Origin of the sequence: Aquimarina sp. I32.4, assembly GCF_002924285.1 — a bacterium.
GTDB lineage: Bacteria > Bacteroidota > Bacteroidia > Flavobacteriales > Flavobacteriaceae > Aquimarina.
Genome location: NZ_PGUB01000080.1, coordinates 1 through 22,770, shown reverse-complemented (window position 1 = coordinate 22,770; position 22,770 = coordinate 1). Strand labels below are relative to the sequence as shown.

The 22,770-nt window shown below is 32.8% G+C and carries 20 protein-coding genes, 1 tRNA gene and 2 pseudogenes; 17 read left to right on the top strand and 6 right to left on the bottom strand.

Translation table 11 applies throughout. The features are described from left to right. Both CVD18_RS16255 and CVD18_RS16250 read right to left on the bottom strand, forming a co-directional pair. Positions 1 to 498, bottom strand: a pseudogene (locus CVD18_RS16255) (hypothetical protein); the annotation flags it as partial. A gap of 60 nt (positions 499 to 558) precedes the next feature. Continuing rightward, positions 559 to 1,362 carry a hypothetical protein gene (locus CVD18_RS16250; protein WP_103866484.1) on the bottom strand — a complete coding sequence of 268 codons (804 nt, stop codon included), beginning with the start codon at positions 1,360 to 1,362 and terminating at the stop codon, positions 559 to 561. 463 nt (positions 1,363 to 1,825) lie between these two features. On the opposite strand from CVD18_RS16250, the gene CVD18_RS23525 reads away from it, so the two are divergent. Continuing rightward, positions 1,826 to 1,990 carry a hypothetical protein gene (locus CVD18_RS23525; protein ID WP_369858656.1) on the top strand — a complete coding sequence of 55 codons (165 nt, stop codon included), beginning with the start codon at positions 1,826 to 1,828 and terminating at the stop codon, positions 1,988 to 1,990. A gap of 95 nt (positions 1,991 to 2,085) precedes the next feature. Next, positions 2,086 to 2,292, top strand: a complete 207-nt coding sequence (locus CVD18_RS23520) for a hypothetical protein (protein ID WP_369858654.1) — start codon at positions 2,086 to 2,088, stop codon at positions 2,290 to 2,292. 184 nt (positions 2,293 to 2,476) lie between these two features. Here the strand turns inward: CVD18_RS23520 and CVD18_RS16240 are convergent. After that, positions 2,477 to 2,550, bottom strand: a tRNA-Arg gene (locus CVD18_RS16240). Between the two features lie 284 nt (positions 2,551 to 2,834). Continuing rightward, the gene (locus tag CVD18_RS16235; protein WP_103866483.1) at positions 2,835 to 3,341 is read right to left on the bottom strand and encodes a cytochrome c; all 507 of its coding nucleotides are present in this window, start codon (positions 3,339 to 3,341) and stop codon (positions 2,835 to 2,837) included. A 214-nt stretch (positions 3,342 to 3,555) separates the two neighbouring features. Between CVD18_RS16235 and CVD18_RS16230 the strand changes: the two genes are divergently transcribed. From CVD18_RS16230 to CVD18_RS16170, 13 genes are all read left to right on the top strand, one after another. Continuing rightward, positions 3,556 to 4,842 carry an alginate export family protein gene (locus tag CVD18_RS16230; protein ID WP_103866482.1) on the top strand — a complete coding sequence of 429 codons (1,287 nt, stop codon included), beginning with the start codon at positions 3,556 to 3,558 and terminating at the stop codon, positions 4,840 to 4,842. Positions 4,843 to 5,351: 509 nt separating this feature from the next. Further along, a complete protein-coding gene (locus CVD18_RS16225; protein WP_103866481.1) occupies positions 5,352 to 5,582 on the top strand; it encodes a hypothetical protein in 231 nt (76 codons plus the stop codon). Between the two features lie 11 nt (positions 5,583 to 5,593). After that, positions 5,594 to 7,921, top strand: coding sequence for a molybdopterin-dependent oxidoreductase (locus CVD18_RS16220; RefSeq protein ID WP_103866480.1), 2,328 nt, complete (start codon positions 5,594 to 5,596; stop codon positions 7,919 to 7,921). A gap of 3 nt (positions 7,922 to 7,924) precedes the next feature. Further along, the gene (locus tag CVD18_RS16215; RefSeq protein ID WP_103866479.1) at positions 7,925 to 8,629 is read left to right on the top strand and encodes a nitrate reductase cytochrome c-type subunit; all 705 of its coding nucleotides are present in this window, start codon (positions 7,925 to 7,927) and stop codon (positions 8,627 to 8,629) included. After that, entirely contained in the window at positions 8,619 to 9,260 is a 642-nt protein-coding gene (locus CVD18_RS16210; protein WP_103866478.1) for a cytochrome c3 family protein, read from the top strand. Before CVD18_RS16215 ends, CVD18_RS16210 begins: the two co-directional genes overlap by 11 nt. A 12-nt stretch (positions 9,261 to 9,272) precedes the next feature. Beyond that, positions 9,273 to 10,364 (top strand): 4Fe-4S dicluster domain-containing protein, encoded by a 1,092-nt coding sequence (locus tag CVD18_RS16205; protein ID WP_103866477.1) that lies wholly within the window; start codon positions 9,273 to 9,275, stop codon positions 10,362 to 10,364. 36 nt (positions 10,365 to 10,400) lie between these two features. Next, positions 10,401 to 11,618 (top strand): sulfate reduction electron transfer complex DsrMKJOP subunit DsrP, encoded by a 1,218-nt coding sequence (gene dsrP / locus CVD18_RS16200; RefSeq protein WP_103866476.1) that lies wholly within the window; start codon positions 10,401 to 10,403, stop codon positions 11,616 to 11,618. Between the two features lie 125 nt (positions 11,619 to 11,743). Further along, the gene (gene ric / locus CVD18_RS16195) at positions 11,744 to 12,463 is read left to right on the top strand and encodes an iron-sulfur cluster repair di-iron protein (RefSeq protein WP_103866475.1); all 720 of its coding nucleotides are present in this window, start codon (positions 11,744 to 11,746) and stop codon (positions 12,461 to 12,463) included. A 23-nt stretch (positions 12,464 to 12,486) separates the two neighbouring features. After that, on the top strand, positions 12,487 to 13,098 hold the full coding sequence (gene nrfH / locus CVD18_RS16190; RefSeq protein ID WP_103866474.1) for a cytochrome c nitrite reductase small subunit: 612 nt from the start codon (positions 12,487 to 12,489) through the stop codon (positions 13,096 to 13,098). 4 nt (positions 13,099 to 13,102) lie between these two features. Further along, positions 13,103 to 14,581, top strand: coding sequence for an ammonia-forming cytochrome c nitrite reductase (nrfA, locus tag CVD18_RS16185; RefSeq protein WP_103866473.1), 1,479 nt, complete (start codon positions 13,103 to 13,105; stop codon positions 14,579 to 14,581). Between the two features lie 224 nt (positions 14,582 to 14,805). Next, complete coding sequence (gene ccsA, locus CVD18_RS16180) at positions 14,806 to 17,985, top strand: cytochrome c biogenesis protein CcsA (protein WP_103866472.1); 3,180 nt, start codon at positions 14,806 to 14,808, stop codon at positions 17,983 to 17,985. A 217-nt stretch (positions 17,986 to 18,202) separates the two neighbouring features. Further along, on the top strand, positions 18,203 to 19,582 hold the full coding sequence (locus CVD18_RS16175) for a hypothetical protein (protein WP_103866471.1): 1,380 nt from the start codon (positions 18,203 to 18,205) through the stop codon (positions 19,580 to 19,582). 47 nt (positions 19,583 to 19,629) lie between these two features. Continuing rightward, positions 19,630 to 20,085: an N-acetyltransferase gene (locus CVD18_RS16170; RefSeq protein ID WP_103866470.1), complete on the top strand. Its 456-nt coding sequence runs from the start codon at positions 19,630 to 19,632 to the stop codon at positions 20,083 to 20,085. A 225-nt stretch (positions 20,086 to 20,310) separates the two neighbouring features. On the opposite strand, the gene CVD18_RS16165 is transcribed toward CVD18_RS16170, so the two are convergent. Further along, positions 20,311 to 20,826, bottom strand: a complete 516-nt coding sequence (locus CVD18_RS16165; RefSeq protein WP_103866469.1) for a hypothetical protein — start codon at positions 20,824 to 20,826, stop codon at positions 20,311 to 20,313. Between the two features lie 64 nt (positions 20,827 to 20,890). Then, positions 20,891 to 22,057 (bottom strand): hypothetical protein, encoded by a 1,167-nt coding sequence (locus tag CVD18_RS16160; RefSeq protein ID WP_146052817.1) that lies wholly within the window; start codon positions 22,055 to 22,057, stop codon positions 20,891 to 20,893. A 169-nt stretch (positions 22,058 to 22,226) separates the two neighbouring features. Here CVD18_RS16160 and CVD18_RS16155 point away from each other — a divergent pair. Next, a pseudogene (locus tag CVD18_RS16155) lies at positions 22,227 to 22,430 on the top strand (hypothetical protein); the annotation flags it as partial. A gap of 169 nt (positions 22,431 to 22,599) precedes the next feature. Beyond that, the coding region (locus tag CVD18_RS16150) for a transposase (RefSeq protein ID WP_146052740.1) at positions 22,600 to 22,770 on the top strand (171 nt) is incomplete at its 3' end.

Sequence of the window (22,770 nt, the reverse complement as noted above, 5' to 3'; positions counted from 1 at the left end):
TCTAGGTAATTCCCTGTTTCCTTTGCCAGATTCAAGAAAGAAAATATCATCACTCTCTACAATACCTTCAAAACCATTAGGAACAGCCCCTTCAAAGGCACTTAATATCTTATGCCGCCAGTCAAATGAAGTTTGGAGACAGATACCTGTCTGTTCAGCACATTTCTTTATCGAATTGCCTAATAGCATATGGTACAAATAAACACTAAGCAAGTTCCCCTTTTTTAAACCAAAAGTAACTTTACCTGTAGTTTCCCTAAAATACTTCTTGCACGATTTACAAAAATAACGTTGCACACCATTAGCCTTGCCATTTGCACGGATATCGATGTCTTGACAATTAGGGCAATGTAGTGACTGGATTTGTTGCACCTCGGAATGAACAGTATACAAGTCAGGCTCTGAAGGATCGACCATAGATAATAGCTCCCTAATTACGGTCTCACGACCCAATTCATCTAGGCTTTTGAAAAATTCTGTGAAAGATTCTGGTACCATTTGCACTTGTTTTAAAACAAAGATAACTAGTTAAGTCGTATTATAGAATATAGCTTTTTCTTATTTATCATTCGAATAATAAGTTATTTTTCTTTTTTCAATACTAATTATTTCTCCATTCTCAAAAGCCGTTTGTTTTACATAATTATCATTGTTATCATATTCATATTTGTAAGTTATTTCTCTTTTAAAATCATCAGAATTATATAGTTTGTATTTAGGAAGGTCATATTCATTGAGTTTTTCTATTTCTTTATATTCCAATTTATTATTAAAATACTTAATTCTTTCTATTGCTTTAAGGTTGTATTTAAAAGTAAGATTTATAACATTTTTGCCTATAGTTTCTTTGATGTTTGAAACTTTATTATTTTCATAAGTATAGAATACTTCTTTAACTTTTTTGTCTAACTCTTTTATTTTCTGATATTTTAGATAATCATCTTCATATTTACTATAGATTGTCTTTGTTAATAGCATTCCTACGTCTGAATTTGTATTAAAAATAAATTCTTCCTCTATACTAGTGTTTTTGTTATAATTTCTTTTAAATTTTCTATATTCTTTACTTTCACAACCATAAGTTTTTTCATAATCAAACGAGACTAACTTTCCTTTTTTATTATATTTATAATTAACCTCAGTTAACAAAATACCATTTATAATATAATTAGTAAGTTTTTGTTGTTTATTAAAATAATATTTATAAGTTTCTTGAGAGAAATCTAATGATTCATGACTATAAAAGTTCTCAGTGTGAAGTTCTTTTACCTTACCTTTTAAATTAAAAGATATATCATTCTGTGCATTAGAAAAATTAATAATTAAAATTAATAATATCCATATATTTTTAAGATTTTTCATTAAGTAATTATGGCTTTAATTCAAAGTGTAAATGGTATAACATGTTTGTATATGGTTTGTTACATTGATTAAGCACCTAATTTAGTAAATAGAAACTGAATAAAAAATCCGTAAGGATTTTTGTACAGGGTAAACTCATACTTTTTAAGTTAAATTTTAAAATATATTTTTGTAGAAAAGACCTAGTTTTAAGTTTAATAGTAATATTTTTTTAGGTTTGAAGCTATTGTATTGGTAATTAATGCAATATGTATGTTGTAGGATACAGGTTCACTACAGTCAATTTTTAGTCAGATAGAAGACCCTAGAAGTCATATAAACCAATTTCACAAGTTTATTGACTGGGGTGATTTCAGTAATTTTTAGGGCAAAAACTTGCAGACAAATGGTAGGCTTTGCCAAGTCAAAAGAAGAATTTCTTAAACTACCCAATGGAATGCCTTCTTAGGATACTATAAACAGGTTGTTTTCTGTAATTGATAGTGTTGAATTTGAAAAATACTTTAGCCAGTGGGTAACTACTGTGAGTAGTAAAAGTAAAGGGCAAATCATTGTTTTTGATGGCAAGACAATTCGAGGTGCAAAATCAAACGGAATGAAATCTCTAATCCATATAGTAAGTACCTAGGCTTGTGAAAACAATATGATATCAGGTCATGGCAGAATAGAAACAAGAAGTCGTAGTGTCATTTCTGACTTTAAGTTTGTGAACTTAGATAGGAAATGGAAAACCTTGCATGTATCATAAAATTAGATAGCATTAGGGAATTCAAAAACTCCAATAGACCCACAGAAAAAGCCACACGTTATTACATTTCTAGTTTGAAGAATAATGCTACAGAATTTCAAAAGGAAATTCGCTCACATTGGGCAATAGAAAACAAACTACATTGGCATTCTCTGATGGTGCATCAAGAAGAAGAGCAATAAATGCAACTCAAAACTATTCTGTTTTACTTAAAATCGCACTCAATCTATTAAAAAAAGAGAAAACAGAGAAACAAGGAGTAAAAGGAAAAAATGGTGTAAAAAGAACTTTTAAAGATATTTTTTTAATCAAACAAAAAAGCCTAAAAACAACAAAACCCTCTATTTATAGAGGGTTTGAGTGTTGTGATCGCGACAGGATTCGAACCTGTGACCGTCTGCTTAGAAGGCAGATGCTCTATCCAACTGAGCTACGCGACCAATATGCCATTTGTAAGAGATAATAAAAGCTAAAATCAACTAATTTCTCTTTTATATTTTTTGCTGATACTTGACGTTTTCAGCGCCGCAAATATACAACACATTGGGATTTTTGCAAGTATCCTGATGATTTTTTTTAAAATATTTTTCGCTACCTGTTTTCCTTCTTTTAATCAGATGAAATAGCATTTTTGTAATTAATTGATTTTTAAAAGACTATTTGTAATAAGATAGTTGATATGGCTTAAAAAGACGACAAAAAATATCTCTAGTATAATAAAAGATTAATGTAACGTTCTGAAATATTCTAGAATATCACGCACCTGATCCTCTGTCAACCCTTGATTAACCATTCTAGCACCATTGAATTCAGCCAATAGGTCTTTAGCCGTTTGATCCTGTTTAACCATTAATTGAGGATCTAGAATCATATTCATAACCCATTCAGGGCTTCTTTTGTTCATAATTCCTTTTACAGAAGAACCAATAAACCTCCTATTTATTTTATGACATGCAGTGCAATTATTTTTAAACAATAGAGCACCTCTTTTTACCATTTCTTGATTGATCTTTGGGTCAAGTTTGATCGATTTTATTTTTCCAACGCCCTTATTCTCCAAAGTAATTCGTTGAGAAGCAGGAACTTTTTTAGAGGTTGGTTTTTGTACTTGTGTTTCAGTTTTTGTCTTTTTTCCAATTGTTATTTGTGACTCTTTTTTTTCTTCTTTTCCATCACAACCTATTAGTATCATTGTTGTAATAAAGAAAACCAACCTATTAAATGTAATCATGTCAATGGATTTTAAATTATAATTTCCTTTTTTTTTAAGGAAACGTTATTATAAATGACAGTCACAAAATTAAGGGTAGGAAAAGGGGATAAATATGACAATTATCATAATTTAAGATAGATTAGTCTTTTATTTTTGAACTTGTGATTAACAGCGACCATTTTGGGAACTTAGTATTGAAAAGTATATCAACAATTATTAAATAATTTTTATAATGAGATTAAAAAACAGCATTTCTATCTTACTTCTATTTGTAGTCATTTTTTCAACTCAAACTCAGGCACAACTTAGTGTAGATGCAGATTTGAGAACTCGTTTTGAATACCGTCATGGCTTTAATAACCTTTTTCCTGATAATGCAGAACCAGCAGCTTTTGTAGCACAACGTTCCAGATTAAATATTGGATATCAGGCAGAGAAATTAAAAATATTTGTCAGTCTACAAGATGTGAGTACATGGGGAGATACTAGGCAAATATTACCGATCGATGGTAATGATTCATTTTCTTTATTTCAAGCATGGGGTCAACTATTTGTAAATGAGAATTTATCAGTAAAAGTAGGTAGACAAGTGATCTCTTATGATGATCAGCGTATATTTGGGGGACTTGACTGGGCGATGCAAGGTCGTTTTCATGATGCTGCAATTATCAAGTATAAGAAAGAAGGTTTGATGGCAGATATAGGGGGGGCTTTTAGCCAAGAAAACCAATCAAATGAAGGAAATGATTTTTCTATTCAAGGCTTTTTTACCTATAAATCCATGCAATATGGGTACCTAAAAAAATCGTGGGAGAATAGTTCTGCTAGCCTTTTGTTTTTGAACACAGGATTTCAAAAATATACAGGAACTAATAATGATGAACCAGATGGAGTTTTTTATAGACAAACTGCAGGGTCTTATTTTACGTTCCCTATCAAAAAGATTAAGTTGTCAGGTAATGCATATTACCAGTTCGGTAAAGCTGATGCAGTAACAGATTTAAGTGCCTATCAACTTTCTTTAGAAGGAACCTATAAATCAGAAAAAGTTTTATATGGTTTAGGGGTTGAAGTTTTAAGTGGTACAGACCAAGCAGGAGATGATAAGAATAAATCATTTTTCCCATTATATGGAACCAACCATAAGTTTAATGGATTTATGGATTATTTCTATGTAGGTAATCACACAAATAATGTTGGGCTCAATGATTTCTATGCAAAAATGATTTTTACCACAGGCAAGAAATCTAATCTACTACTAAAAGGACATTATTTTATGGCAAATGCTGACCTACTTGGGGATGAAGATAAATATTTGGGTACTGAAATTGATGTTGTTTTTAATCAGAAATTGATGAAAAATGTAAAATTAAACATAGGATATTCTCACATGTTTGCATCAGAAAGTATGGGAATACTTAAGGGAAGACCTGATGATAATATAAATAACTGGGGATGGGTTCAATTAGTCATCAATCCAAACCTTTTCAAGACCAATTTTAATAAAGGTAACCAATGAGAATATGACTTAGTTAGTTGATTAGGAAAGGTATGACACATTTAATTAGTGCGTGCCTTTCTTTTTTGTATAAAACTACCTATAAAGTCAATTGCGAATATGAAATAATTTAAGAAAACTGAATAATCAATAAAAGTGTTTTTATTGATTTTGATAACACAGATATCTGAGTGTATAATTAGCCGTTTTTATTGATAGTATCTCAAATTAAATACAAAATTAGAAACATGATAAAAGTCCTGTTTTGATGCTACTGTTTTATACTCTTTTTATGACTGATTTATTATATAGAAATAGTATAAATAAGCGGCTTAAGTAGTTGATTTCTAGGTTTTTAATGTGTATTGATGAAAGGCATGATAAATGTCATGTAATTCGGATAAAAATGTCTTAATTTTCGATATAGATAGTACAGTATTCTTGTAAAAAAGGATGTAAAAAAACCTCTTGAAAAATATTTTCTGATACAGAGAAATTAGATAAAAATAATAAAAAAACAGACATTAGTTATGCCTATAAAAAGTTATCTGGTACACCCACATAGGGGTAGAAAAAAAGAGCTTATTAAAGCACTATCGGTTATTGATCAGTGTCAAATAGTACCAGCAGAAAATAAAGATCTTATAGTACTTGTAACAGATACAGAAACTGGAAAAGAAGAAGAAAATCTTAAAGAAAAATTGGAAGCAATAGAAAGTTTAAAACTTTTGGCAATGGTTTCTGGATTTAACACACCATAAAAAATTAATGTATGTATACCTCCCTTTCTAACAGAAGAAGTTTTATAAAAAAGATGGCCATGTTATCTGCAATGACAGCAGCAGCATCGATGTTTCCGGGAATATTATTTGCCGATGAGCAAGAAAAAGGAATACCAGACAATGTAAATCTCGATTGGAAAAAAGGACCTTGTCGTTTTTGTGGAGTAGGTTGCGGTATTTTGGTAGGTACAGAAAACGGGAAAGCAGTAGCTGTAAAAGGTGACCCAAACTGCTCGGTAAACAAAGGGTTACTGTGTGTAAAAGGGTACCACCAAATAATGTGTATACAATCTAAAGATAGATTGACTCACGCATTAGTAAAGAAAAATGGCCGTTATGTACAAACACCTCTTGATGAAGCTTTAGATATTGTCGCCAATAAAATGAAAGAGACTATTGCAAGTCACGGAAAAGATTCTGTAGCGATGTATACCTCTGGACAATCAACTATTCCTGAAGGTTACGTTGCTTCTAAATTGATGAAAGGAGCCATAGGTACAAATAATCTCGATTGTAATGCACGCCTTTGTATGGCAAGTGCTGTTACTGGTTTCTTAACCTCTTTTGGTGCAGATGAGCCTATGGGGTGTTATGAAGATATTGACCACGCAGATTACTTTGTTACTTGGGGAAATAATATGGCAGAAATGCATCCTGTATTATTCTCAAGAATGTTAGAGCAAAAATCTTTACGTGGTGCAAAGATTATTGATTTTGCTACAAGAACTACACGTTCAAGCACAGCGTCTGATAGGTCTATCTTGTTTGAACCACAAACAGATTTAGCAGTGGCAAATGCCATTTGTTATGAGATTATAAAAAATGGATGGGTAAATAAATCCTTTATTGAAAAGCATTGTAGCTTTAGTAAGGGACTAACAAATATGGGGTATGGTCTAGAAGATAAGTATAAATTTAAAGATAAGCCAGAGAAAATTGATTTTGAAGCGTATAAGGAGTTCCTAAAAGATTATAGCCCTGAAAAAGTTTCTAAATATTCTAAAGTATCAGTAAAAGACATTAAATACTTAGCGTCCATTTATGGAAATCCAAATAATAAAGTAGTCTCTTACTGGTGTATGGGAATGAACCAACATACACGTGGAACGTGGATGAATAATCTTGTTTACAACATTCATTTACTCACCGGAAAAATTTCACAACCAGGAAACGGTCCTTTTTCATTAACAGGTCAACCTTCTGCTTGTGGTACTGCTAGAGAAGTAGGCACATTTACACACAAACTACCTAAAGGAGTTGTGATGAATAAAAAACACAGAGAACTGGCTGCTAAGATTTGGAAAGTGCCTGTTGAGCGGATTCCTTCAAAACCGACCTATCACGCTACAGAAATGTTTAGAGCTGTAGATCGTGGAGATATTAAGTTTATATGGACACAAGCTACTAATCCTTTAGTTTCATTACCTAAAACTAGTCGATATCGTCCAGCAATGGAAAAAAAATCATGTTTCGTGGTTGTTTCTGATGTGTTTCCAACACCTACTTCAGATGTTGCAGATGTTATCCTTCCAGCGGCTTGGCATATTGAAAAGAGTGGACTATATGGTAACTCTGAACGTAGAACTCAGCACTGGAATAAAATGGTAGAGGCTCCAGGAGAAGCAACAGCAGATGCTTGGATGTTTATTGAGGTAGCAAAGCGAATGGGGTATGGAGATTTATTTCCTTACAGCAAAGAAAATCACGTAGAAGAAATATACAACGAGTACAAGCAATTTCACGAAGGAGCAAAACACGGAATGGCACCACTAGAAGTTCTCAAAAAAGAGTCTGGAGCGATTTGGCCTTATGTAAATGGAAAATCTACACAATGGCGATTTAATGCTAAATATGACCCTGCTTGTTCAAATGGCGAAGCTTTTCATTTTTATGGAAAACCAGATGGAAAAGCCGTGATATGGCAACGCCCTTTTGAAGAAGCTCCTGAAAAACCAGATAAAGAATATCCTTTCTGGTTAAATACAGGGCGAGTGGTAGAACACTGGCATACTGGGTCTATGACACGTAGAATACCTGTATTGCATCAAGCTATGCCTAATGCATACGTAGAATTTCATCCAGATGATGCAAAAAAATTAGGGATTAGAAATGGAGAAAACATAAAAGTATCATCAAAAAGAGGTTCTTGCGTACTACCAGCATCCATCAATGAAAGAGGTTTACCAACAAAAGGACAAGTATTCGTGCCTTTCTTCGATGAAAATATGCTCATTAATGACGTAACACTAGATGCTTTCTGCCCGATTTCTAAAGAGCCAGATTATAAAAAATGTGCCGTTAAGGTTCAAAAAGTATAGGCTATGAGAAAAAGACTTGGAATCATATCATTTTTTGTAATCATCTTTATAGCGTTTATCGTTATTTGGAATTACAGTTATCAACAAGGATTAGAAGAAGCATATACGCCTATTATTGAAACTCCCACAGGGAAATATATTCCTTCTGAAAGTGGGGTTTTTAGACGATTTGATGATGCTGGATTGGGTTATGCAAATATGCCCGTAGATGAAAACCACCAGCGTACGCTTAAAGACTATTATGATAATAGAGCCTATCCTGGTGCGCCACCAAGCATTCCTCATCCTGTGAAAAAAGAGCGTAGTCTAGGAGGTAACACCTGTATACAATGTCATCAAAAAGGTGGGTTTGTAGAAAAGTTTAATACTTATGCACCTGTGACACCACATCCAGAAATGGTTAATTGTCGCCAATGTCATGTAACAAAAAAGACCAATACTACTTTTAAAGAGTTTGCTTTTGCGAAAGTGCGACCACCTAAAGTAGGAGAAGGGATCAATAATGCAATGCCCGGAAGCCCACCTATGATTCCTCATCAATTACAAATGAGAGAGAATTGTATTTCTTGCCATGCAGGGCCTAGTGCGCCCAAGGAAATAAGAGTGACGCACCCAGAGAGGATTAATTGTAGGCAATGTCACTTACCATCAGTTATAGAACAAGTAGACCATAATGTTTTCTCAAGACAAACCAATTATGATGAATAAGAATCAGATATATAGACTACTCCTACTTTTTATACTGTCTGTGTGTGTGTCCTGCAAAGATAACGGAGGAGAATATCACAGTGTTACAGATAGAATAGAGCATAAAAGCAAAGGTTATCACGGAGTTTTAATTTCATCAGATAACCTATTAGAAGGAACAGATTTAATAAAGATAACAGAAGGGGAACATACATTTATGATACCCGAACGCAAAGGAAAAATTAAATCGTACTCATGTACAGAGTGTCACTCTAAACCACTCAATGAAATAAGAGGAGATGATAAGAGTAAAAAAGCACATTGGGATATCAAATTAGCGCATGCAAATACAAATGCAATGAATTGTGCTACTTGTCATAATGGAAACGATATGGATAATCTGACCTCGATAACTGGTAAAAAGGTAGATTTTAATAAGAGTTACCTGCTCTGTGCCCAATGTCATTCGTCACAATTTGATGATTGGAAAGGAGGAGCGCATGGTAAAAAAGTTGCAGGATGGGCACCCCCCAGAGCATCAATGACCTGTGTAAATTGTCACAACCCTCACCAGCCGCATTTTGAGAAAAAATGGCCAGCTAGACTCAATACACAAAAGATAAAGGAAAGAAAAGACCAATTAGGACACTAATACAACTACGATATGAGCGATAATAATAAATGGTATTCATTAAATCTAGGTACTCTCAAAAAGAAGTCTTCTTGTAGTTGTAATTCATCCTCAGGAGGATGTAGCAATCATTCTAAAGAGAAAGTAGAAGATAATACCACTATTCTTGATGGTGAACACAAAGATGGTTTTGATCAAGTGTTTGATGTGCAAATGGGACGTCGTACTGCTTTCAAAAAATTAACAGCAAGTTTATTGATAGGAGCAGGAGCAGTTTCCTCCTCTTGTAGTGTAATAGCAGATGAGGAATCTAAAGAAAAAGCTCAAATTGATTGGGACGAACAGTTTAAAGGAAACTATAAATTGATGACCGATGGAGAAAAAAAGGCAACAGTAGATAGACTGGTTAGATCTTACCAATTGCGTACAGGTAAAACCATTAATATGACCTCAGAGAATGCACAAGAAGACGTACTTTTTGGATATGCATTTAATATTTCTAAATGCCAAGGGTATATGGATTGTGTGAATGCCTGTGTAGAAGAGAATAATCAAGATAGAAATTCTCAAATGCAATACATCCGTATTCATGAAATGAAAGACGGAAAAGGATTCAATTTTAATGAAGCAGATGATAATTACTATCATGAAGTCCCTGCAGAAGGGCATTTCTATATGGGAACTCAATGTTTTCACTGTGATAACCCACCATGTGTAGAGGTATGCCCTGTACAAGCAACCTGGCGAGAAGAAGATGGACTTGTAGTGGTAGATTATGATTGGTGTGTGGGATGTAGATACTGTATGGCCGCTTGTCCTTATGATGGGAGAAGGTTTAATTGGAGTGCACCAGAAGTGCCAGAAAATGAAATCAATAAAAACCAACATTATCTAGGGAATAGAATGCGTAAAAAAGGAGTGATGGAGAAGTGTACTTTTTGCGTACAACGTTCAAGAAAAGGACAAAACCCTGCTTGCGTAGAAGCATGCCCCACTGGAGCCAGAATATTTGGAAATCTTCTCGATCCCAATAGTACCATACGTTGGGTATTGGAAAATAAAAAGGTATTTAGATTAAAAGAAGATTTAGGCACAGAACCAAAGTTCTGGTACTTTATGGATTAATACTATAGAAAATAGTAGACCAAAAACACACACAAGATGAGACGACTTAAAGTTCTTAAAAGTTTAATAACAGATAGCTTGGATATTACAACGCAAGGATCCAAGCGATATCATTTATGGATGGGGTTCTTGACCTTTGTAATGCTAGCAGGGATGTATTGTTATGCACAACAGATAGAACATGGATTGAGTGTTACAGGTATGACCGATCGTGTAAGCTGGGGACTGTACATTTCTAACTTTACATTTCTGGTGGGAGTGGCAGCTGCCGCTGTAATGTTGGTAATGCCAACATATGTACTAAAAGATATTGATTTTAAACAAGCAGTGCTTATAGGAGAAGGACTAGCCGTAGCCGCATTACTTATGTGTCTGGCATTTGTAGTAGCAGATATGGGTGGCCCCTCTGTATTGTGGCATATGATACCAGTAGTTGGAGTGTTTAATTTTCCAAACTCCATGCTTACATGGGATGTAATCGTACTTAATGGATATTTATTTATCAATATAACGATACCTTTTTATATCCTTTTTATGAGATATCAAGGTAAAGTACCTAACCCAAAAGTATATATCCCCGGAGCGATTTTATCGGTTTTTTGGGCAGTAGGAATTCATTTGGTGACTGCCTTTTTGTATCAAGGATTACAAGCACGCCCATTCTGGAATAATGCACTATTAGGCCCTAGGTTTCTGGCATCTGCATTTGCTGCGGGTCCCGCATTGATTATTTTAGTTTTGGCAGTGATTAGAGCATACACCGCTTTTAAAATAGAAGATAAAACCATAAAGAAAATAGCAACCATTGTTACAGTAGCAGCACAGATTAATTTAATCATGCTGGTATCAGAACTATTTAAAGAATTCTATGCACCAACTCATCACAGTGAGAGTGCGTATTACCTATTCTTTGGACTTCATGGTAAAGACGCATTATTACCTTGGATATGGACTGCAATACCTCTTAATGTATTGGCGACAATACTGCTCACATTTGGGAAGCTAAGAAATAATCTAAAAGTACTGTATTTCTGTTGTTTTATTCTTTTTGTAGCCATTTGGATAGAAAAAGGGTTCGGATTGATTGTACCTGGATTTATACCTGGGCCTTACGGGAAAATTGCAGAATACACCCCCACAGGTATTGAGATAGGAGTGACTCTGGGAATTTGGGCTATGGGTGCCTTTATATTTACAATTCTAGCTAAAACCGCAATACGAATAGAAACAGGAAAACTTCGATTTAAAAAATAAAAAAACGATTAAAACATATAATAATTAACTAAAACAGTAACGAAATGGGCTAAACCAAAATTTAAATCATACACATAGTATGGTACAAATCATTGGAGTATAACTAATAGATAATATATAGAACTATGGAAACATTGGTGAATAAAAAAGTAGGGCAATTAGTTGCAGAAGATTATAGAACCGCAGCAGTATTCTCAAAATATGGAATTGATTTTTGTTGTGGTGGTGGAATAACAATAGAAAAAGCATGTATAGAAAATAAAGTAGACCAAAACATTTTAGAAAAAGAACTTTTACAACTAAATGTAGTTGATAATGAGGTTGTAGCATATGATAAATGGGAGCTGGATGTTTTGATAGATCATATCATAAATGTACACCATACCTATGTAAAGGAGAATGTAGCTATAATTTCTGAGTATGCAAACAAAGTTGCCAGAGTGCATGGGCATCATTATACAGAAGTAATAGAAGTAAATAAACTATTTAATGAAGTAGCAAATGAACTGGTATCACATTTACAGAAAGAAGAACAAGTGTTGTTTCCTTATATCAAGAAATTGGTAGCAGCAGAGAAAGGTTCTTTATACAATAGTCCCCCTTTTGGAACTGTAAATAATCCAATACGAATGATGGAGCATGAACATGAGGGAGCAGGTGCTATTTTTAAAGAAATTTCTAGAGTAACAAACAATTATACACCTCCTCAAGAAGCCTGTACTACGTTTAAGGTACTGTATGCCAAACTAGAAGAATTCGAGAAAGATTTACATAAACATATCCATTTAGAAAACAATATTTTACACGTTAAGGCAATTGCATTAGAAAAAGTAATGGTAGACTAAAATGTAACAATAAATTGTAGCACTTGAATTTTAAAAAAGAAATATTACCCAGTAAAAAATCCAAATGGAGAAGAATCGCTGTAGTATCAATAGGGATAATTACAGGTTTAGGATTTTTTATGGCAAAAGAAGCTTCACTAGTTTCTTATATGTCAGATGACCCATTGGCATGTGTAAATTGCCATGTAATGACACCCATGTATAATAGCTGGATGCATAGTTCACATAGAGAACAAGCCTCGTGCAATGATTGTCATGTACCCCATGATAATGTTTTTAATACCTATTTTTTTAAAGCAAAAGATGGACTATTTCATGCTTCTGTTTTTACGGCAAGAGAAGAACCAGAAGTGATGTTTATGAGAGAAGCCTCACAAGAAGTAGTACAGGACAATTGTGTTCGATGTCACATACAACAAGTAACCCAAGTCAAATATGATGGATGGTTAGAAAACCACGCAGAAAGTAGAACCGATAGAAAATGTTGGTCCTGTCATCAAGAATTACCACACGGCACTGTTCACGGTATTTCGACAATACGAAATAATATATCACCGATTCCAACGGATAGTACAAAAACGGTAATCCCAGAATGGTTACATAAACAAATTAAAGAAAAGCAAACAAAAAAGTAACATAATGAAAAACAAAGTATTATTTATTGTAACGGTAGTCGTAGTTTTTTTATTAGGATTGCTCGCTTCTAGTATTGTAAATAGAAAAAATGAAGCGAAATACAAATATGTTCCCCAAGTTGATATTAGTGCAAATGAGCCTAGAAATGATGAATGGGGAAAAAATTTTCCACAAGAATATCAATCATTTTTGCAAACAGAACAAAATGATTTTGAGTCCTATCAAGGAGGCTCAAAAATGAGAGATATGCTAGAAGAAGACACACGATTGGTTATTCTTTGGGCAGGGTATGGATTTTCTAAAGATTACAGTCAAGGGCGAGGACATCAATACGCTATAGAGGATATACACAATTCCTTGCGTACTGGTGGCCCAAAAGGAAATGGAGATGGTCCTATGCCAGCAACTTGCTGGACATGTAAAAGCCCTGATGTACCCAGATTGATGAATGAAATAGGGATTGATGAATTCTATAAAGGAAAATGGGCTGATAAAGGAGAAGAAGTTGTCAACCCGATTGGATGTGCAGATTGTCACGATTCAAAAACAATGAAATTGACTATTACACGTCCCGCATTGGTAGAAGCTTTTGAATCGATGGGAAAAGATATCAATAAAGCAACCCATCAAGAAATGAGGTCGCTAGTATGTGCACAATGCCATGTAGAATATTATTTTAATAAAAACATCCCTGGTAAAGAAGGAATACCTTATTTAACCTTTCCTTGGAAAAACGGAATGTCTGTAGATGCTATGGAGAAATATTACGATGAAATAGAGTTCAAAGACTGGACTCATAAGTTGAGTAAAGCTCCTATGCTAAAAGCACAACACCCTGGATATGAAACTTATTTAACAGGGGTACATGCAGATCGAGGCGTTTCTTGTGCAGATTGTCATATGCCATACAAAAGTGAGGGAGGACAGAAATTTACAGATCACCATATACAATCACCTATGAATAATGTAGCAAATTCTTGTCAGGTTTGCCACCGTGAAGAAGCCGAGAAGTTAAGAGCAAATGTATATGAACGACAACAAAAATCTACAGATAGTAGATTAAAACTAGAAGATGCCATCGTAAGAATGCATATTGAAGCCAAAAAATGTTGGGATTTGGGAGCAACAGAAGAACAAATGGAATCCATCTTATTAGATATTCGCCATGCACAATGGCGTTGGGATTATGCTGCAGCATCTCATGGAGCTTCATTTCACGCCCCAGTTGAGATTGGTAGAGTAATTAGTAGTGGTTTGGATGTAGCTACAGAAGGAAGAGTAAAATTAGCCCGTCTATTGGCAGATTTAGGATATAATAAACCTGTAGAGATGCCTGATATCTCAACCAAAGAAAAAGCACAGGAATATATTGGTTTGGATATAGAAAAGCTAACCAAAGAGAAAAATGAATTCAAAAAGAATTTATTACCAAAATGGTTAGAAACAGCCGAAAAACGAGAAGAAACATACAGTAGTAAATAAAATGTAATAATTCAATCGTTTGCAAGCTCTTTGTAATGATAAACCAAATGTATAAGTAGATAAAAAGATGGTCTTTTTGAGTTCAATCAACTTCAAGAAACCTCTTTTTATCAAACCCGAAGTATACTATGAAATATCTTTTCGTATCATATATACTATAAGCTTATTATAAAAGAAGTTTATAGTATATATGGTATGAGTATTCGGGATATAAAAACCAACAAATGCAAAAACTATATAAATTTCTTTCTTCATCTTCTTTAGCACTATTATTACTACTTGTTTTTGCCATTGCCATGGCAGTAGCAACTTTTATAGAAAATGATTATGGAACCGCAGTAGCATGGAAAAGTATTTATGATGCTTGGTGGTTTGAGATGGTAATGCTAGGACTCACTATAAGTTTTATAGCTAATATTTATAAGTATAAGTTAGTAACCAAAAAGAAATGGGCAGTGCTGCTTTTTCACATTGCATTTATATTTATAGTATTAGGTGCAGCAATTACCAGATACACTTCATATGGAGGGATTATGCGTATTAGAGAAGGAATGTCTTCTAATGTAATTATTTCTGATACCAATTTGCTAATAGCTACTGTAAGTAACGGAAAGACTAGTGAAACGGTTCAAAAGAAATTAAGTTTTTCTCCATTGGGGAATAATGATTTTGAAGTATCAACCAAGCTAAAAGATAAACCCGTAACTATTTCTTTTAAAGAGTATGTGGCAGATGCTTCTCCTGAAGTAATAACAGATAGTATTCATGGAACCCCATTATTAAAGATGGTGGTAAGTGCAGGGAATGGTAGAAATACTATTTACCTCAAAAAAGGGGAGATAGAAAAAATAGGTCAGCATCAGCATGAAGTTGGTTTTGAGTCTGATAAAGAGGGGATTATAAATATTCGCGAAGAAAAAGGAACATTTAAGATATCTGCACCACATGGACTCGATTTTTTTATCATGGCAAATCAGCAAGCTGGTAAAATAAAAGCAGATAGCTTACAGAACATTTCTTTACGTACACTTTTTCGAGCAGGTGATTTCTCATTTGTACCTACATCATATCATCCTAAAGGAAAATTTAAACTGGTAAGTGCTATAAAAGAAAGAACAGATAATGATAAAAGCCTTGATGATGCTTTGATCGTAGAAGTAGCTGTTGGAGATGAAATTAAAGAGGTAAACTTACTGTATAGAGAAGGTTTTTTACCTATAAAACATCAAGTAGATTTTAATGAGAATACACAAGTAACCCTCTCTTATGGGGCAGGAGCGATAAAAACCTCTTTTGCAATACAATTAGATGATTTTCAATTAGAGCGCTACCCTGGATCCTCTAGCCCTTCGGCTTATGCCAGTGAGGTAGTAGTACTTGATGATAAAAAAGAAATACCGTATAGAATTTTTATGAATAATGTTTTAGATTATAAAGGATATCGTTTTTTTCAAGCTAGTTATGATACAGACGAAAAAGGCACAGTATTATCTGTGAATCATGATAGTGCAGGCACCTGGATTACTTATTTAGGTTATTTATTGATGGGAATAGGTATGTTTTTTACTTTTTTTTGTAAAAACTCACGTTTTCAGACAGTAAATAGAAAATTAAAAAAAACAAAGCATAAAGCGGTCATAGCTACAATACTTACCTTATTTTTTGGGTTGTATTCTTCATCAGCACAAACGATAGAAGATAGTATAGATAAACAATCAATCGAAAAAATAGTGCTATCCCAACAAATAGAAGAGAAGCAGGCTGATTTATTTGGGCGCCTTATGGTTCAGGATCTTGATGGGCGAATCAAGCCTATACATACCTTGGCTTCAGAGTGTATTCGTAAAATTTCAAGAAAGTCATATTTTGCATACCCTGTTGGACAAAAAACGATAAAGCTAAATGTAAATCAGGTATTTTTAGGAATGCACGCTGCTCCTCAATTATGGCAACAAATCCCAATTATTAAAGCTGATACTAAGAAAACAGGGGATATATTGAATAATATACCGATCGGTAAAAACGGACTGATAGCATTTGTAAGCTTTTTAGACCCTCAGGGAAATTATATATTATCTGAGGCGGTAGAAAAAGCAAATCAAAAGAATCCCGCAGAACGTACTGAATTTGATAAAGAGATCTTAAAAATAGATGAAAGGTTTAATATCTTGTATAACTTGTTTACTGGGAATTATTTAAAAGTTTTTCCAAATAAAAATGACTCAAATAATACATGGTATAGTTATATACATCATTTTAATGATTTTACTGAGGAAGACGGGCGTTTTGCTAAACATATTTTACCTAACTATTTTAATGATGTAAAGTCAAAAAAATACAACGAAGCCTATCAAAAACTCACCTATATAAAGAAGTATCAAGAAGTATTGGGGGCATCTATTATACCCAACAATGAACGTATAGAAGCAGAACTGTGGTACAATAAAACAAATGTGAATTTTTGGTTGTTTCAGTTATATTTTGTGTTGGGAGTGGTTTTGTTATTTATGGCTGTACTAAAAATGGTTTCTCAAAAAAAATGGATTCAACTTTTTTGGAATGGATTGATTATTATTACACTGATTTCTTTTTTATGTTTTACGGGCAATATCATTTTACGGTGGTATGTAGCTCAACATGCTCCATGGAGTAACGGGTATGAGATGTTGGTATTTGTAGCTTGGTGTTTGTTGCTCAGTGGATTGATCAGTTTTAGAAAATCTGATTTTGTATTACCACTAGCAACATTGTTTACAGGAGCATTATTATTTGTAAGTTATTTAGATTGGTTAAATCCAGAAATCACCAATTTGATGCCTGTATTAAAGTCGTATTGGTTAAAAATCCATGTGGCAACCATTGTAAGTAGTTATGCACCTTTGGCATTATCTGCAATTTTAGGAGTAATGGCTCTACTATTGATGTTGTTTAAAACAGAAAAAACAAAAGAAGTGATAGCTATAAAAATAAAAGAGATTACCTATATCAGCGAGCTTTCTATGACTATTGGTCTTTTTGTATTGGCTATCGGAACATTTTTAGGGGGAGTATGGGCAAATGAGAGCTGGGGGCGTTATTGGGCATGGGATCCCAAAGAGACCTGGGCATTGATTAGTATTATTGTCTACGCAATTGTATTACACTTACGTTTTATCCCAGCACTAAATAATAGTTTTGTATTAAATGTAGCCAGTATGTTTGCCTTTTGGTCAATTATAATGACTTCTTTTGGAGTAAATTACTACTTGTCTGGCTTACATAGTTACGCAGCAGGTGATTCTGTGCCGATTCCTGATTTTGTATATGTTAGTTTTATAGGAATGGTATTGCTTACAACCTTAGTGGGTTATAAACGTAGAAATAAAATACAAAAGACCACTAAAGGCAGAGTAGTTTTGAATTGATTTGAAACATTATAATAAAGTACTTGTATGACTCAAGGGATGTGAAATAAGTATTTATGTAGTGCATATTTACATCATAAACCACACTATATCATAAGATAAGTGTGGTTTTTCTTTGATGCAGTACTGATTTTAAGGGATCTTTTTATTTTAAAATCAGTACTAAATATGAGTTCATAAAATACTTTCCTTAGATTTGTTTCTATAAATATATTATATGATACATAATTACCTGAGTGAGACACAAGAAAAAGCGGTTAAAAATCTTGGATTTTTAGCACTGTTATTATTGATTTTGGGAGGAGTCAGGTATTATGTCAGTGAATATACTCCAGATACAGAACAGTACACCATATTATGGAAAACTATAAACTGGTTGTTCAGTACATTAATTTTTGGATGGTATTTTTATAAAAATAAAAAATATAGCGCTGGGATTTTGATTCAGGTGTTATTTATTCCATTCTATATTTTAAAAGTACCTTTGTACTACTACATTGATTATCATACAAATTTTGATAACAGTTATCTTATATATAAAGCTATTTATGGGATTACTTTGATACTACCAGTATTATGGTTTGCATTGCGATACTTGAAATGCGAGAAACAAGCATATTCAATAAAAACAATGATGAGGTATAGTGTATTCTCTATGATAGCTATCCTTCTTATTTTAAGTAATCTGAATGGTATTTTTAAATATTTGCAGTTTGTAACTTTTGATCCTCCCTATATAAAAGACATCTTTTATGGCTTTATTTTATGCATCAGAGTTATAAAATTACTATGTATATTCATAGGATTTTTGTACATGTCTAATAAACTGGTAAGTATAAAACAACTGATGAACCCTATACCAAAATCTGTTGTTACAAAACGTTTTTTTTGGTATGGAAGCATCGTGAGTTACACACTTATTTTTATTACTTTTCTGGGTATAGGAAAAGAATTTGTTTCTATTAATTTTTCATTTTCTGATCCTGAATATATTGATATATTTAAACATTTTGCAAATATAGTTACCTTGATTCTTAGTGCTGTTTTTTTAGGTAATTTGATACAATATAGAGGGTATTCTCTGAAAAAATATTTTGGAATTGTCGGTACTTTGTCATTGTTTCCTGTTTTGAATAGTATTGTCTTTTTGATCTTTACACGTTCTCAAAAAAGTAAAAAATCAATCCATCAATATTATAGTAAACTTGGTAAGAATACAAATATTCACCTTACTATATTCTCGATTCTATTTGCATTATATGCATTATATTCTTTTATAGAAAAAGATGAAATAGTTAGTGTAATTAATATTCTAATTATGATTATTGTGGTATTGATTTTAAGTGCTACAAAGAAAAATATTATGTTGATATCTAGTACTGTTGCTGTATTGTCCCTTGGAATTGAATTTTATGAATATCGGGAGTATTCAGATCTTTTTGAGCTTTTTAAAGAAAAAATAATTAGCATTCTGTGTTTTGCATTGCCGTCTTTGGTGGCTATATATTACTCATTATATTATGTGTTGCATAAATCTTTTTATACTGATAAGAAAGAAGGAGAGCAATTTTTTGAGGAGTTTCAATCTGAAACATAATAGTTAATTGTGCTTACTTAAAACGAAACTCTCAAATAAAATAATTAATGATTGAAAAACTACAAAACAATAACGTAGAAATATCAAATCAAATACATTCTGTTTTTCAATTATCGTATACTGTTGAGGCTAAATTGTTAGATGCAACTGATTTTCCACCACTTAAAAGACCTCTTGAAAGTTATCTGAAAAGTGATAATATGTTCTTCGGATATCTTGAAAACAGAGAATTAGCAGGAATCATTGAGGTTGAATTTACCAATAAATGTACAAACATTAATAGCTTGGTAGTAACTCCGAAATTTTTTAGACGTGGAATAGCGAGAAAGTTATTAGAATTTATTTTCAATAGATTTGATTCTAAACTTTTTATTGTTGAAACGGGTGTTAATAATAAACCAGCTACTGGATTATATAAAAAGCTTGGTTTCAAAGAAATTAAACAATGGGACACAGATTTTGGAATTCGAAAAATACTATTTGAAAGGCGAATAAATAACTGAGAACAACAGGGCTATTAATACTGGTTTTGGGGCTTAACCCAAAGTGTGAAGCTTAAATCAAGTCCTCCAAATCTTTTAGATTTACAAATCGTTTTTATTGTATATTTTGGTAGTCGTAATCCTTCGGTTAACTTTAAAATGAAAAGATAAAATAAAATGACAAGGTACTTAATCAAAGACTAGTAGCTTTTAATCTTGCATTTACCATAGCCGAGGCGATATACTTTATTGTTTTTTTCTTAAAACAATAGCAATATTGTCACTAGGGAAATCATCTTTTATTTCATATAATTTAAAATCAAATGTGTATTTTCCATTATCAGGAGCAGTGAATATATAGCTTTCCCTTTCAAAACTCCAAGTATAATAATATACTCGTCCTTCCTCATCGGCTTCATCACTATTAGAGTTATAACTCTCATCCTTATTCTTGGAAGAAGAAATAGTATGTGTTAAATATATGTCATTAAGGATTTCAAATTTACCAAAGTCCAAAGTTTTTCCATCTTTTTCGATATGGTATTTAATTTCGAAATCTGATTCCTTGCCCTCTGTGTATTTCATCTCGGCTTTAGACCAAATAGTAATGACATCTCCTTGTTTTAGATCCATAGCTGTGCTAGAATTGATCATTTCTTTTTGTAGAGGAACTTCCTCGAGTTTCTCTCCGATTACATTACATGAAATAAGATGGATGGATAAGAGTATCAAAATGACTCTTTTTGTTATTTTACTTGTCATAGGTTCTTGTTTTTAATGCTTTATGCGATTACTCTACTTTTAGTGTTTTTAATGCTTTATGCGATTACTCTACTTTTAGTGTTTTGTGTGCTGCAAAGTAATTGAACATTTTGATGTAAAAATCTGGATTGTCAGGATTTTTAGCTCGTATATAAAAGACTTTATCTCCTTCAGTAATTCTACATATAATAAGCTTACTTTTTATAATACTGTCATCATAAGCAGTTTTTTCTTCCTCGATACTATAGACGTTTTTTTCTTTGAAAATCGTATATGTATTTTGTGCATAAATAGATATTACATGATGTGAAATATCGGTATTACCAGATTCAAAAGCGGTAATTATTTCTTTGTCTTCTTGTGCAATAGCTTCAAAGAGTTTCATTGCTTTTTTATCAGTTTCTATCGAAGAACGATATAAGGAAACATAGGTGTAATTCCCATCACTTCTAGGGGTAATAAATTCATCAATATCCATGAAAACTTTCATCTCTTTAGGAAAAGAATGAAATAGCTTTATAAATTTATTAGTTTCAACAAGAGGTTTTCTATTAACATAATCCTTCCATGAATCAAAAATTATTCCTTCCTGTTCAATAGGAGCTTTATGAAGATTACGAGCATTTCGTAGCATGTAATAGGTAATTTCTTCTGTTTCGAGAGGAGTTAAATCTCTAAACCCTAAAGTTTCTCCGTGATAGATGGTATAAGTGTTTATCTCTCTATTATATTGATAATAAATTATATGAGATGACCTGTAGTCTTTCCAAATTATACTGTTACTGTCTTCATAATAAATGCTATCCGTTTCTTCTAGGTTGAATTCTTTTATCCTAGGTATTGTTAACAGGTCTGGTGTATCATTAGTAACGAGTAAGACATTTTCATTGATCATATTTTCATTAGAAAACGAACTTTTCAACTCTATTTGGATGAGGTTATTATTCTCTGTTGAGATATCTAAATCAGCTAATTTCCATTCAAAATATGATTCATCCGAAAAAAAAACACGAGTATCATAATTAGTGGGAATACTAATTGATGGAACGGAATCCAACTGTTCACGTTTTAGGTTAATTGGTGTAGTTAAGATACGTTGAATTCTCTCTTTTGATAAAGTTTTGAGATTGTTTTTTTCTTTTGTGCCTACCTTTGCCTTAGTAGTGTTGTCTGTTTTTGAACAACTGACCAGTATTAATATAGATAATGTTAAAATAATGATCTTATTCATAGATATTTGTTTGTGCAAATGTAATTTTTTAATTCTCAATATAAGTGTCATATTTCTTTAAATTGTTACCAAAATATTTTGAGTAATTGTTTACTAGAACCTGATAATCCCTCTAAAGTAATAATATTTATGAGCTATCAATGTCTCTTTCAACAAACCGTACGAAATTGCCTTTTGGTCAATTATAATGACTTCTTTTGGAGTAAATTACTACTTGTCTGGCCTACATAGTTATGCAGCAGGTGATTCTGTGCCAATTCCTGATTTTGTATATGTTACTTTTATAGGAATGGTATTGATTACAACATTAGTAGGTTTTAAGCGTAGAAATATACTACAAAAAACCACCAAAAGGAAAGTGGTTTTGAATTGATTGTACTTAACTCTACTTTATTTGGTAATAGATTGGTTTTTCAGTTTTTGCTGATTAGGATTTTAACTTTTGATTTAATAAGCTCTGGTCTCCTAAGAGGATTGTATATAGTTTAGCCCCCAATAAGTTCGGAGTGTTCTTTTAAATTTCAAACTAATACATTTGAGATATGAAATACAAGAAATGGACTTTAGACCAGAAGTTAGAAATACTAGCTACTTCGGAAGAGATTGGTATCGTAGAAGCTTGTCGTAAGTATGGAGTTAGCACTGGCACTTTTTATAGTTGGAGAAAGAAGTTTGACCATCAGGGAGAGGCTGGTTTAAAAGTTACTTATGAC